Source organism: Rhizobium jaguaris (genome assembly GCF_003627755.1).
Classification (GTDB): domain Bacteria; phylum Pseudomonadota; class Alphaproteobacteria; order Rhizobiales; family Rhizobiaceae; genus Rhizobium; species Rhizobium jaguaris.
This window is the reverse complement of the sequence record NZ_CP032696.1, coordinates 23,117-36,566: the sequence shown is the minus strand read 5'-3', so window position 1 is coordinate 36,566 and position 13,450 is coordinate 23,117. Positions and strand designations below refer to the sequence as shown.

At 59.2% G+C, this 13,450-nt stretch carries 8 protein-coding genes and 2 pseudogenes; 2 read left to right on the top strand and 8 right to left on the bottom strand.

Translation table 11 applies throughout. The annotated features are described in order from the left end of the window. Nucleotides 1-473: 473 nt before the first annotated feature. Together CCGE525_RS34360 and CCGE525_RS34355 are read left to right on the top strand one after the other, a co-directional pair. Entirely contained in the window at nt 474-1,523 is a 1,050-nt protein-coding gene (locus tag CCGE525_RS34360; protein WP_120708822.1) for a class I SAM-dependent methyltransferase, read from the top strand. Nucleotides 1,524-1,944: 421 nt separating this feature from the next. Continuing rightward, nucleotides 1,945-2,354 (top strand): annotated as a pseudogene (locus CCGE525_RS34355) (recombinase family protein); the annotation flags it as partial. 531 nt (nt 2,355-2,885) lie between these two features. Here CCGE525_RS34355 and CCGE525_RS34350 read toward each other — a convergent pair. The 8 genes and pseudogenes from CCGE525_RS34350 to glnP form a co-directional block, all read right to left on the bottom strand. Next, nucleotides 2,886-3,287: a hypothetical protein gene (locus CCGE525_RS34350; protein ID WP_120708821.1), complete on the bottom strand. Its 402-nt coding sequence runs from the start codon at nt 3,285-3,287 to the stop codon at nt 2,886-2,888. A 326-nt stretch (nt 3,288-3,613) separates the two neighbouring features. Next, nucleotides 3,614-5,008, bottom strand: a pseudogene (locus tag CCGE525_RS34345) (M10 family metallopeptidase C-terminal domain-containing protein); the annotation flags it as partial. A gap of 389 nt (nt 5,009-5,397) precedes the next feature. Continuing rightward, nucleotides 5,398-6,714: an HlyD family type I secretion periplasmic adaptor subunit gene (locus CCGE525_RS34340; protein ID WP_120708819.1), complete on the bottom strand. Its 1,317-nt coding sequence runs from the start codon at nt 6,712-6,714 to the stop codon at nt 5,398-5,400. Continuing rightward, nucleotides 6,711-8,486, bottom strand: coding sequence for a type I secretion system permease/ATPase (locus CCGE525_RS34335; RefSeq protein ID WP_120708818.1), 1,776 nt, complete (start codon nt 8,484-8,486; stop codon nt 6,711-6,713). Before CCGE525_RS34335 ends, CCGE525_RS34340 begins: the two co-directional genes overlap by 4 nt. A 149-nt stretch (nt 8,487-8,635) precedes the next feature. Beyond that, the gene (locus tag CCGE525_RS34330) at nt 8,636-8,860 is read right to left on the bottom strand and encodes a hypothetical protein (RefSeq protein WP_120708817.1); all 225 of its coding nucleotides are present in this window, start codon (nt 8,858-8,860) and stop codon (nt 8,636-8,638) included. 1,136 nt (nt 8,861-9,996) lie between these two features. After that, the gene (acs, locus tag CCGE525_RS34315) at nt 9,997-11,955 is read right to left on the bottom strand and encodes an acetate--CoA ligase (protein ID WP_120708816.1); all 1,959 of its coding nucleotides are present in this window, start codon (nt 11,953-11,955) and stop codon (nt 9,997-9,999) included. Between the two features lie 52 nt (nt 11,956-12,007). Beyond that, nucleotides 12,008-12,736: a glutamine ABC transporter ATP-binding protein GlnQ gene (gene glnQ, locus CCGE525_RS34310; protein WP_120708815.1), complete on the bottom strand. Its 729-nt coding sequence runs from the start codon at nt 12,734-12,736 to the stop codon at nt 12,008-12,010. Next, entirely contained in the window at nt 12,733-13,389 is a 657-nt protein-coding gene (gene glnP, locus CCGE525_RS34305; protein WP_104840450.1) for a glutamine ABC transporter permease GlnP, read from the bottom strand. The genes glnQ and glnP overlap by 4 nt, the downstream gene beginning before the upstream one ends. Nucleotides 13,390-13,450 lie beyond the last annotated feature (61 nt).

Genomic DNA, 13,450 nt, shown 5'->3' with positions numbered 1-13,450 from the left:
AACCCTACACCCCCCAATGAAACATGTGCAATCTCGAACGGTTGCCGGGGCGACATGATTGGCACGAGTAGTGCTCAGAAGAAGCCGGGGCGCTAAACCCAAATCCGATGGGGCTTAAATGACAAAGTATGCGGTGCGCGATGCGTGTAACTGATTGTAGCGACGACGGCGCCTGGAAAGCATTGCGGCCGAATCTTGTAGAGAGCGCGACGGAGGTATCATCGGCGGCACTATTTTGCTGAAAACGGATGGCGATTAGACCGCCCGATTTTTCGCAGCGCAACCGTCTACGCGTTACTGTCGCGCGAGGAGGCAATCCAGTTAGAGTGGTGCGCAGGTTGCTAGATAAGCGTCTATGCAAAGCGTAGGCGGTGCATACACCCGAAATCGAGGGCATCGAGTTCATCTGTTGCCGACCGACCCCTCAAGCCGCAAGTGGCGCATGAGGCCGCCACAAATCATGAGGAATTCACATGACGGAAATCAACGAAACAACGCTCAATGAACTCGTGGGCCGCGTCCTTGGCGACCTTGGCGGAGCGGTCAGCGTGCCGCTGGTACGGATTGGAGATGCTCTCGGGCTATACAGGACGCTGAAGGCAGTCGGGCCGGTGAAGGCCGACGAACTTGCCGATGCCTCGGGATGCGCACCTCGTTATGTGCGGGAGTGGCTGGCGGCACAGGCCGCCTCAGGTTATGTGCATCATGAGCGAGGATTGTTCTCGCTGACGCCGGAGCAGGCCTTCGTGTTTGCCGAGCCGGACAGCGCGGTCAATCTCGTTGGCGCGTTCGATACCGCTGCTGCGATGGTCGAAAACCAGCCGAAGGTGCAGTCCGCCTTCAAAACCGGCCGAGGCGTTGCCTGGAGCGATCAGGCTGGCTGCATGTTCTGCGCCGTCGCGCGACTATTCCGCCCAGGTTATGTTAATTCCCTCGTGCAGGACTGGCTGCCGGCACTCGACGGTGTCACCGATAGATTGAAAACGGGCGCGAAGGTGGCGGACGTCGGATGTGGGCACGGGCTATCCACGATCCTTCTGGCGCAGGCGTTTCCCAATTCCCGCTTTGTGGGCTACGACTTCCATGCAGGCTCGATTACCGCTGCGACCGCGCACGCCCAGGCACACGGGTTGACGAACCTGCACTTCCAGGTTGGCCGGGCGCAGGATTTCGACGGCCGAGATTTCGATTTGATCACCTGCTTCGACTGCTTGCACGACATGGGCGACCCGAAAGCCGCGGCGGCTCATATCCGAAAGGCGTTAAAAGAAGGCGGGGTCTGGATGGTGGTCGAACCAACGGCCGGAGATACCCTGGAGGAGAATATCAATCCGGTTGGACGGCTCTACTACTCAGCCTCGACGATGATCTGCGTTCCGACCTCGCTTGCCCAGGAGACAGGGCTCGCGCTCGGTGCGCAAGCTGGAGAGCGGCGATTGGCCGAGGTGATCCGCTCAGGCGGTTTCACTCACATCCGGCGTGCAGCCCAGACGCCCTTCAACATGGTGCTCGAAGCAACTTGAAGAGAATGAGTGACGCATCCGGGTCCGGCCAAATGTGGCAGGCGCTCTGCGCGTGACGTCGGAAAGCGGGTGGCCGCCCTTGAAATTTGGACTATATGTGCGCGCTTTGAGGACAGATCCGGTGATCACTTTCCAACTCCCTGCTCGACGAGCGAGAGAGGGAAGTCGATACCGCAATGTGTTCTGAAGCGTAGTGATAAACGAAGGCTAAAACTTCTTACCACCTCCTAAACACTGCAAGAATCTGCAGAGCACCTGACCTCCGGGTGCTTGCAGATCGGAAAGCTCAGCTCCGAGGATGATGTTGCGGAGGTGGGCTTGCTCCTTGGCGAGACAGCAATGCAGCAGCAAGAGCATCTTGCCACGCATCCATGATCGCTTCCAGCGACAATGAGGAGGCGATATGCGATTCCTGTCGGATAGACTTAAACGACTTGCTAGATCTCGTAAAAGGAACGCCGCCGCTCAGGCATCGTCGACGCTGTCCCGGCCGGAGGCCAAAGGCATCGGTTTTCGATCCATCACCGAAAACATCGACACCACGACATCCGGCCGTCGCCTGGTCTTCCACCATTTCGGGGCATTGGCGCAGTTCGAGCACGATCTGATCAGAGCACGAACACGTGCCGGTCTGCAAGACGCAAAGGAGCGCGGTCGACGCGGTGGCCGACAATCATCGTAACCCCGGAGAAACTTGCCAAAGCCCGTCGGCATCTGGCTGCCGGTTTGAACGTCCGGGAAGCCGCGGCCCGCATGAAAATCGGAACAACCGCCCTTTACAAAGCTCTCAAGGGCAAAAAAGCAACTACATCCAAGGTTAAACAGACCTGAGTTCCGGATACGTTCTCGCACAGATCCACCACTTTCCTGTTGTGATCGGTGATGGTGCGCACGCCTGCTCGCCAAGCGTGGCCCAGGGCGCGCAATGGCGATCGAGGACGCGGTTGTCCGTGCCGAACTTGTCGCAAAGCGCGATTCGGTCAATGGCATCCTTCAAGGTTTCATAAGGTGCACATTGGTCGCGTCTGCTGGGTACAGGAGAAATCGCGCGCTCGCGATAAACTTAGGCCGGGTTCGAGTGCGATCAGGAACGCTGTCCTGCGGCTGTTTGGCGACGCCTTGTACCGGCGGACCTATGAGCAGCTCACACGCCCCTTCTGGAAGGCGGCCGAACAACCAAAGTCCCTGGCCCTTAGGCGCCCTCACCCGCAGATCGACCTCTCAACCCGGGATTTGATGGTGCGCCAGTTTGGTGGAGCAAGGCCTGCCGCTATTAGCGAGTTTCTACGCGCGAGTCAGGCGGTCAGCTGTCGACATCGATTTTCGAGACGAGTTCTGTCGTCAATCATTGGTCTTGACCCCTTAGTACATCACGGTGTTGAGTGTGACATTGACAGGCGAAGCCGCCTTGAGCTGGGTGCTGCCGCGCGCCACCAGCCAGCCATCCGCACGCTCCAGGCGCACAACGATCCGCAGCGTTCGCGAAGCAGCCGAGCTTGCGGGCGGGGGCAAGGAAAAGGCTATCGCCTTGGACCCGCCGTCGCTTCTGATGCGCGTTTGCGAGGCGCGACGTCGCGGGTTATTTTGACTGGCGGTGTCCTCGAGATAAATCTCAAGATGACCCTTCGGTATCACCGCGCCGCTCTCGAACGTGACGGAGCCCCGAATATCTGTCGATTGGGCAGCGACTGGCCCGGCGAGCGCCGCAACAGCCGCAGCCCCGACGGCCTGTAATACTGTGCGAAGGTCGGTCCGGCGCTTCATCGCACATTCTCCATGATCGCCTCGCAAGGCCCTGCGCTAGCGGGATTGCCGCTAAGGGCTCAAAAAGATAAACAACTGCAAATGTAGTATCAAGAGGGGCGCCCGAAAGCGCCCCTCCTGGTATCGAGTTAGATGACAATGAAGCCGGCTGCCGAAAGCCTCAGATGTGGGGTCAGCTGCGCAACCTGAATGGCCGCAAGCTCTCCGCCTCCGTCGACGTCATATGACAAGGCGCCACTATCGGTGTTGTAGATGATGCGGTCGTCTGCGTTATGAGCGTTGCCCTCCGCACTCCCGTGGAACGCGCCCAAGGCGAGAGCGGCGCCGTCTCCACCGCCGCTCTCAAAGACGAAATTGTCCAGCAGGACCATGTCTTTGATCACCCTGAAGTCCTTGATCCGGTCGACATTACCGTTCCCAAGCTCGGTCGAGAAGCGGAATGTATCCTGACCCTCGCCGCCGGTCAGCGTGTCCTCGCCAGCTCCGCCACAGAGGATGTTGCCATCGTTGCCAGGCAATTCGTCGGCGTAGATGATGTGTTCGACGTTGGCGATTTGCGGAATCTTCAGGTTCTTGGACAGGAGGATGACGGTGTCGTTCCCGCCGTTAGCCTCCTCGTGAATGACGTCGTCCGGGGAGTCGACGAAATAGATATCGTCGCCGCCGTTGCCAGCCATGCGGTCGGCGCCGCCGCGGCCGTCGAGGATGTTGGCGCCGTCGTTGCCGATCAGGATGTCGTCATAGCTGCTGCCGATGCCGTTCTCGACGTAATAGTCGGTCGCATCCGCGTTGTGTCCAGCGAAGATCGAAACATTGTTGCTGCGACCGTTGACGCTGGAGAAATGTCCGGCGCGCAAGTCGAGGATCGTACCCGACGTCGAGCCGGAGAAATCGATCGTGTCGGTTCCGCCGGTATCATGGATCGCGAAGCCGATGTCATGCTGCTTGCCAGAGGAGGTCAGCTGGTAGCTGCGCTGTGTGCTCCCGAAGCCGTAGATATTGTCCTCTGTGTTGAGGTCGATGTGCTGGTAGGTGCGCACTCCATTCGCGTCGACGGTTGAAAAATGGCGGCGAATGACGGCCTCGATGTCGGCCATAAGCGGCGTCGACGCAAACCAGAGGCTGGTTTCGCCGACAGCGATGCTATCGAAATAGGACATGACGCTATATTGCCACCGATCATATATCCAGGTCGCATCGTTCCGATAGGTGATCGGCTCGCCGTCGGGACCGCTGTAATTGTAGTCTCCAGGATGATTCAAGCCGAATTGATGGCCGAATTCATGCATGAAGGCTTGGAAGACATAACCGCCGACATCGGTCTTGTGGGCTTCCTTGTCGTCGAAACCCTGGCCGATGCTGACATGGTGACCGTTCGAATAGCCCGTGCCATCGTCCTCCTCGCCAAGTTCGGGGCTGACAACCTCAATCTGGTCCGTTGTGCCGTCGAACGGCGCGTCGTCGATGATCTCGAATTTCAGGGGCGTGACAGACGCCCACATCTCTAAGGCGCCGATCGCGGCGGCCTTGTATTCCGGGTGGTTGTTGAGTTCGTAGAGGTTGATCCTCACCGTTCCCGCAGCGATCTCGGGCGTCAGCCAACTGGGCAATGACCCAAGATGGTCGATAAAGGACTCATAATCCTCGCTCTTGCCATATGGGTTGTCTGGCGTCTGGTCGTTAATCCACCAATCGTCGCTCGTCTTTCTTTGATGCAGCATCAAGGGATTCCTCTCTTCGATCGTGCGCAGTTACGGCTATACCGTTCTGCAGGGGTGAAGACTTCTGGTACTAGTTTGGAGGACGAACGGCAGAGAAGTGTTGTCATTGCCGTAAACCGCCCGATCGCATGGGTTTTCTGTTCCGTTACTACTCAGAGGCCAATAACCGATGTTCATGATCCATTCGTCCTTAGCGCTGGCTTTGAACTGCTTTTGTCCTAACCTCAATTGCATATGAGCCCACAGCCTGCTGGGAAGACGTGAGGCTCTGCGAACCCCCATAGGCCGACGAAGCATTCCCCGGAACGCATCGTTCTTGGAAAACCGCTGCCCCGCCCGAGGCCCACCTCATTTACCGATATCTACTCGCCGCTCCAGCCACGCGCTGCTCAATCCTCCCGGAACGCATGCTGCATCTGGTCGGTGAGCGGCTTCGTCAGGTAGGAGATGACGGTACGGTCGGCGATCTTGATGAAGACCTCGGCGGGCATGCCGGGGTAGAGCGAAAGGCCCTTGAGCTTGGCGAGGCTTTCTGGTTTGGGGTGGATGCGCAGCGGATAATAGGTGGCCCCGGTGCGCTCATCGGTTACGAGGTCGGGAGCGACCGTCACGACCTCCGCCTCGACTTCGGGCGTGGTGCGCTGGTTGAAGGCGCTGAAGCGGATCTCGACCAGCTGCCCGACGTGAATCTGGTCGATGTCACGGGTGGCCACCCGGGCTTCGATGGTCAGATCATCTGCCTCCGGTACGACGAGCATCAGCGTCTCGCCTGCCATGACGACGCCGTTGATGGTGTGGACTGCGAGCTGGTAGACCCGCCCGGGAAGCGGCGCTGTGATCTCGAGATGGCGCAACTGGTCGGTTGCGGCGATGCGGCGCTCTTCATATTCGGCGATCTTCGCCTCGACCTCCGTCAGGTCCTTGGAAATTTCCGTGCGCCGGTCTTCATCGAGCTGCAGGATTTGAAGGTCCATTTCGCTCGACTTGCCGCGGGCCTGGGCGCGCGCGGCGACGTGCCGTCCCCGCTCGCCTTCGAGCTCCGCGCGCTGGCGCTTCAGCGTCGTCACCTGCTGAATCGGCACGAGCCCCCGGCGATAGAGCGAATCGACGCGGGTCAGCTCTTCCTCGATCAGCTTGAGCGCATCCTCGATCGCCTTCAACTGCACCGTCAGACCTTCGATCTCGTCCGCGAGCTGCGCCTTTCTCGATGCAAGCTGGCTTTTCATACCGGCGAGCGCCGCGTTGCGGCTTGCGAATAGCTTCTGCTCGCCTTCGATCAGCTTCGCCGCCGCCGGGCCGGAGATGAGCTGGTCGATATCCTCGTCGAGCGAGAAGGAGGCCACACCGATGCGCTCGGCCTGGAGCCGGGCCCGCTGGGCATAGAGCTGCGCCACGGTGCTTTCGACGATGGCGAGGTTAGCGCGCGCAGTGGTGCCATCGAGACGGATCAGGACCTGTCCGGCTTCGACACGATCGCCTTCCTTGACGCGGAGTTCGCCAACGATGCCGCCTGTCAGGTGCTGGATCTTCTTGACGTTGTCGTCGACGACGACCACGCCCCCGGCGACAACGGCGCTCGACAGTTCCGTGGTCGCCGCCCAGCCGCCGACGCCTACGACCAGCGCAAGCGCCAGCACGGCAACGCCGATCAGGTGGCGTGAAAGCGAACGGCGCGAACTCGATGTCTGCTGCATGCGGCCGTTCATTGCTTCGTCTCCTGGCCTTCAACGATCTTCAGCGGCGCAGGCTTCTGCTGCTGGCGCAGCACCTTGCCAAGGACTTCTTGCTTAGGGCCGAAGGCCTGCATGCGGCCCTCCTGCATCGTCAGCACGAAGTCGACGCTCGCAAGCGCGCTCTGGCGATGAGCGACGACCACGACGATGCCGCCGCGCGTACGCACATTCATGATCGCTTCGCTCAGTGCCTGTTCGCCTTCCGCATCAAGGTTGGAGTTTGGCTCGTCTAGGACGACCAGGAAGGGATCGCCGTAAAGCGCCCGTGCCAGCGCGACGCGCTGGCGCTGGCCGGCTGAAAGTGCCATGCCGCCCTCGCCGATCTCGGTATCGTAGCCGTTCGGCAGACGCAGGATCAGATCATTGACCCGGGCAGCCTTGGCGGCGGCGACGATCGCCTCGGAGGTAGCGTCCGGGGCAAAGCGAGCGATGTTCTGGGCAACGGTTCCAGCGAAAAGCTCGACCTCCTGCGGCAGGTAGCCGACATGCTTGCCGAGGGCATCGCTATCCCATTGGTCGAGTGCTGCGCCATCGAGCCGGACGGAGCCGCGATAGGCGGGCCAGACGCCGATGATGGCGCGTGCCAGCGACGATTTTCCCGATGCGCTCGGGCCTATGACGCCAAGGGCGCCGCCCGCTCGCATAGTGAAGGTCACATCCGCGACGACGAGGCGCTGCGCCGTCGGCGGACCGCTTGCCAGGGCTTCGACGCTGAGCCGCTCTTGCGGGCTTGGCAGCGCCAGGGGCGTTTCTGTCACGGGCAGGACTTTCAGCAGTTCCTTGAGGCGCTGCCAGCTCTGGCGCGCCGAGACGAGACCGCGCCAATTGCCGATCGCGAGTTCGACCGGAGCAAGCGCTCGGGCAGTCAGGATGGAGCCGGCGATGATGATGCCCGGCGACGCCTGTCCCTCGATCACCAAGACCGCACCGGCTGCGAGCACGCCCGATTGCAGCACCATACGGAACACCTTCGACATCGCACTATAGCCGTTGCCGATATCGGAGGTACGACGGTTCTCGTCACGATATTCGGCGTTGCAACGCTCCCAACGCTCGGTCATGCGCCCCGACATGCCCATAGCCTGAACGACCTCAGCATTGCGCTGCGACGCCTGCACTAAGGCGTTGCGGTATCCGCCCGCTTCGGCCGCCTTCTTGGCGGGCGCCTGGGTGCCGCGATTGGTGAGGTAGGTGAGAAGCGTCAGGATCATCCCGCCGACGACGGCGACCATGCCGATGACCGGGTGAAACAGAAAGCAAATGGCGAGATATAAGGGAAGCCAGGGAAGGTCGAAGAGCGCAGCCGGTCCGGTGCCTGAAAGGAATGACCGGACCTGATCGAAATCGCGTAGGCCCTGAAGGCCGTCCCCTTGCATCTTGAGCTTCAGCGGTGCCTTAACGAGCGCCCGATAGATGCGCCCGCTGAGGCTTTCGTCGAGCGCGCCGGCGATACGCACGAGCATGCGGCCGCGGATCAGCTCGAATACGCCCTGGAATCCATAGAGCAGCAGTGCGAGGAGACAGAGGGCGATGAGCGAAGGAATGCTCCGGCTCGGCAGCACACGATCATAAACCTCGAGCATGAAGAAGGAGCCGGTGAGATAGAGAATGTTGACGAGTGCGCTCGCAATGCCGACGCCAATGAAGGCCGTTCGGCAGTCGCGTAGGGCGGAGGCGGGATTGGCGCTCCTGCTGCTCGATATTGCTGCAAAGTCAGTCACTAACAATGTCTCCCCTCGGGACATTCGGCCCTTCGGCGGTGAAGCGCAACGCCATGGCCAGCGCCAGAACTCGATGCATTTAGAAAACAAAGGTGCCGCTGTTTGGTAGGATCAAAGCCTGTAGAGCGGAACCGGCAGCCTTTCGCTGCCGGTTCCAAAACTGCCCTAGTCGCTCAGAGCGACCACCAGGAGTAGTCGGGACACGGGACACTCACAATAACAACGCCGACTTCAGGCACATGCGCGACGCTGAAGTCATCTGTACCGTGATCGGGGATGGTTCCAGCAAAGCCGGAGCTCCCCTCTCCTACGGATACGGCCTGTTGATCTGTCACTGTGAGAGCCGGTGCCGCCCGGTCTTCGACCGTTTCAAAGGACCTTTCGGAAGTCTGGGTCATTTGCGCTTTCCTTCTATCTGGTCGCTGTGACCTATGACGTTGATAGGCTGGGCGACTACGAGCTGACTGCTTTTTGTCGCCAAGAAAGGGATCTGCAAACTACATGCCAACTGTGCGGGCGCTTCAAACGGGTGCTTTCCGCTACTGGAGAGGATAAGTGGACCGAACCCCTGTCCTAAGCTCGACAAACCCAACAAATTGGTGGTTAGTTCACCCCGTCGACCAGAGGCGTTCGCTCTAAGAGTCGCACTCGAAGAGGGTTCAACGGCATCCATATCTTGCGAGGCGTCTTGCGAGCATGCGGATGTGGGCGACGAACGACATCGTTGGCATCGTCCGCGAGCGCCACATCAATAACGGTCAGCCGTTACTTCATGCCTTCCTGCTTTCGAAAGCTGCGCCAGTAGCACGTGAGCATATTGTGCATGTTGGCGCTGGTGTAGGCTACCACTCTGCGATCATGGCGTCCGCCGCGGCGAAGCCTCCCTTGCGGCCTGCCGCTCGCAAGCGGCACGCCGCAGGCCATGCCGCCGACTCAATGCCAAGGCGTGTATGCAACAACGACGATTTCGACGGTTGGTGGAATGACAGGCTTCGGGCGAGCACCGCCTAAAGCTGACATCCCACTGGTATCCACGGTGCAAACGCGCACCGCACGCCCTTTCAATATAGCTTCAAAATTCGGGAACCAATGGGGGTAAAGTTTAATAAAATTCACCCACTCTAATATCCCGGATTCGAGGCATCCAAATGAATCAGCTTTGGTCTGGGATAATCTTACCATCGTTCGAGAAGAGATCACGTCGGAAAGCGTCGACGTGATCTATCTCGACCCGCCATTCAACAGCAACGCGAATTACGACGTTTTATTTCGAACGCCGTCTATGAGGCGGCCACCGCTCAAATTGAGGCATTCCGCGATACAGGGACCTGGGCAACGAAGCTCAGTGGCCAATTGACGATATCATGATGAGCGGCGGTCCCGTCGCCACTATTGTTCATGCACTTCATTCCGCCTTGGGCGAAAGCGACATGATGGCCTATTTGGTCATGGCAGAGGACACTGCGCTCAATCACCCAGCTTCAATACCGGAACCGCACTCTTTGGACCTTCCGCGGTAATAGGAGGTAATACTTCAAGCTGCCGCATCGGCCCTGTTCTGCCTGTTGGCAATCAAATCGTCGACAACGGCCGGATCGGCCAGCGTCGAGGTGTCGCCAAGCGAGCCGAAATCGTCTTCGGCGATCTTGCGCAAGATGCGGCGCATGATCTTGCCGGAGCGGGTTTTCGGCAGGCCGGGGGCAAACTGGATCTTGTCGGGTGAGGCGATCGGGCCGATTTCGGTCCGCACATGTTTCACCAGCTCTTGCCGCAGCGCATCCGTACCCTCATGGCCGGCCATCAGCGTCACATAGCAATAGATGCCCTGCCCCTTGATCGAATGCGGATAGCCGACAACGGCCGCTTCCGAGACGTACTGGTGCGAAACCAGGGCTGATTCGACCTCGGCGGTGCCAAGCCGGTGGCCGGAGACGTTGAGCACGTCGTCGACACGGCCGGTGATCCAGTAATAGCCGTCCTCATCGCGCCGGCAGCCGTCGCCGGTGAAATATTTGCCTTTGTAGGTGGAAAAATAGGTCTGGATGAAGCGTTCATGGTCGCCATAGACCGTACGCATCTGGCCCGGCCAACTGTCGGCGATGACGAGATTGCCGTCGGCGGCCCCTTCCAGCAGGTTGCCCTCATTGTCCACCAGTTCAGGCTTGACGCCGAAGAAGGGCAGAGTTGCCGAACCCGGCTTCAGGTCGGTCGCGCCCGGCAGCGGCGTAATCATATGACCCCCGGTCTCCGTCTGCCACCAGGTATCGACGATCGGGCAACGGCCATCGCCGACGACATTGTAGTACCACTCCCAGGCTTCTGGATTGATCGGCTCGCCGACCGTTCCGAGCAGGCGCAAAGAAGAGCGCGAGGAGCGTTTGACGAAATGATCGCCAGCTCCCATCAGCGAGCGGATAGCCGTCGGGGCGGTATAGAAGATATTGACCTTATGCTTGTCGATGACCTCCCAGAAGCGTCCCTGATCCGGGAAATTCGGCACGCCCTCGAACATCAGCGATGTCGCGCCGTTCGCCAGCGGCCCGTAGACGATATAGGAATGGCCGGTCACCCAGCCGACATCGGCGGTGCACCAGTAGACATCGCCGGGATGATAATCGAAGACATATTCGTGCGTCATCGCCGCAAAGACGAGATAACCGCCGGTCGTGTGCAACACACCCTTCGGCTTGCCGGTCGAGCCCGACGTATAGAGGATGAACAGCGGGTCTTCCGCCTTCATCTTCGCGGGCGGGCATTCCGGTTTCACCTTGGCGACCTCCTCGTGATACCAGAGATCTCGGCCCGGCGCCCAGCCGGTCTTGCCGCCGGTGCGGCGCACGACCAGAACCTTCTCGACGGTGACATAGTGCCTGCCGGCAATGTGGATTGCCGTATCGGTATTCTCCTTGAGCGGCACTGGCTTGCCGCCGCGTACGCCCTCGTCGCAGGTAATGACGAAGGTCGATTGGCAATCGATGATGCGGCCTGCCAGCGCATCCGGAGAAAAGCCGCCAAAGACGACGGAATGCACCGCGCCGATGCGGGCGCAGGCGAGCATCGCATAGGCCGCCTCAGGGATCATCGGCATGTAGATGGTGACGCGATCGCCCTTCTTGACGCCATGCTTCTTCAAGACATTCGCCAGGCGGCAGACGTGTTCGTAGAGCTCGTTATAGGTGATCTTCTTGTCGATGTAGGGATTGTCGCCTTCCCAGATGAAGGCCACGTCGTCGCCGTGCTTCCTCAGGTGACGGTCTATGCAATTGTAGGAAACGTTGGTCAGCCCGTCTTCGAACCATTTGATCGAGACTTTCCCTTTGAAGGACGTATTCTTGACCTTGGTATAGGGTTTGAACCAGTCGATCCGCTGGCCGTGTTTGCCCCAGAAATAGTCGGGATCCTCGACGCTCTGCCTGTACCAATTCTGATATTTTGCCGCGTCGATCAGGGCATGCCGTCTTGTGGATTTCGGCACCGGATAGGTTTCTGCCATGGGTTTCTCTCTTCACACGCGTGTTATGCCGTCCGATCAAAACGGATGATGCTTAATGGATATGTTGGAGGAAATCCTTGAGCCGCGGGTTCTCCGGATTATCCAGCAGCACCTTCGGGTCGCCATCGACCGAGATTTTACCACCCTCCATAAAAATCAGCCGGGTGCCGACCTTTCGGGCGAATCCGATTTCATGGGTTACGACAACCATCGTCATGCCTTCCTCCGCGAGTGACTGCATCACGCGAAGGACTTCATGCCGAAGTTCCGGATCAAGAGCTGAAGTCGGTTCATCAAACAGCATGATCTTTGGCTTGACGGCCAGTGCACGAGCAATGGCTACGCGCTGCTGTTGTCCGCCCGACAGTTCTGCTGGAAAATGTTCAGCCCTCTCAAGAAGACCAACCTTTTTCAACAGGTCGCGGGCAAGTTCTTCGGCTTCGCGCCTCTGTAAACCTCTTACCCACCGGGAACCGCATGCGACATTCTGCAGCGCCGTCAATTGTGGGAAAAGATTGAACTGCTGGAATACCATTCCGGCTTCCTGCCTGATCAACCGTACCTTGTTCTTGCCCTCATGGACGCTGATCCCGTCAACGATGAGGTCGCCGCCGTTTATTCTCTCCAAAGAATTGATACACCTCAGGAGCGTCGATTTTCCTGATCCCGAGGGACCGATGAGAACCACGACTTCACCCTTGCGGATTTCGAGATCCACATTGGTCAGCACCTTGATGCTGCCGAACTCCTTGGTCACGTTCTTAAACTGGACGATACTCATAGCACGCGCATCCTTTTTTCCGTGACCCGCAACAGAAATGACAGCACACCCGTCATGATTAGGTAGAGGACCGCCACGGCGCTCCAGATTTCGACCGCTCTGAAATTGGTCGCCATGATTTCCTGGCCCGCCCTCGTGAGCTCGGCCACACCGATCACGATAAAGAGCGACGTGTCTTTGATGCTGACGATGAACTGGTTCCCGAGCGGTGCTAGGACACGCCGTAATGCCAACGGGCCGACAACATTCGTGAGAACCTTCCAACCCGGCATGCCCAGCGCTAACCCGGCTTCCGTCAGTCCCTTGTTGATCGAAAGCAGGGCGCTCCTGAAAATCTCGGCAATGTAAGCGCCCGAATTGATGACAACGGCGATGACCGCAGCAAGGAAAGGATCAATCCGGATGTCGACCAGCAGCGGCAAGGCAAAATAGATGAACATCACCTGCACCAACATGGGCGTGCCACGGATCACCTCGACATATACGAATGCGATCGCGTTCAATATGATACCGCCATAGACGCGGCAGAGGCCCGCCAAGGCACCGACAGCTGATCCGCCGAAAAGGCCGATGAGTGCGATGACGATGGTAATCCGTGCACCCGCCAGAAGTTCTGGCAACGCTGTCGCTACGACAGACCAATCAAGTTCCATTTCTCCCCCCATGGCGTGTCATGCGGAGCCTGCTCCGCATGACATCTTCCTTGCTCCAGAA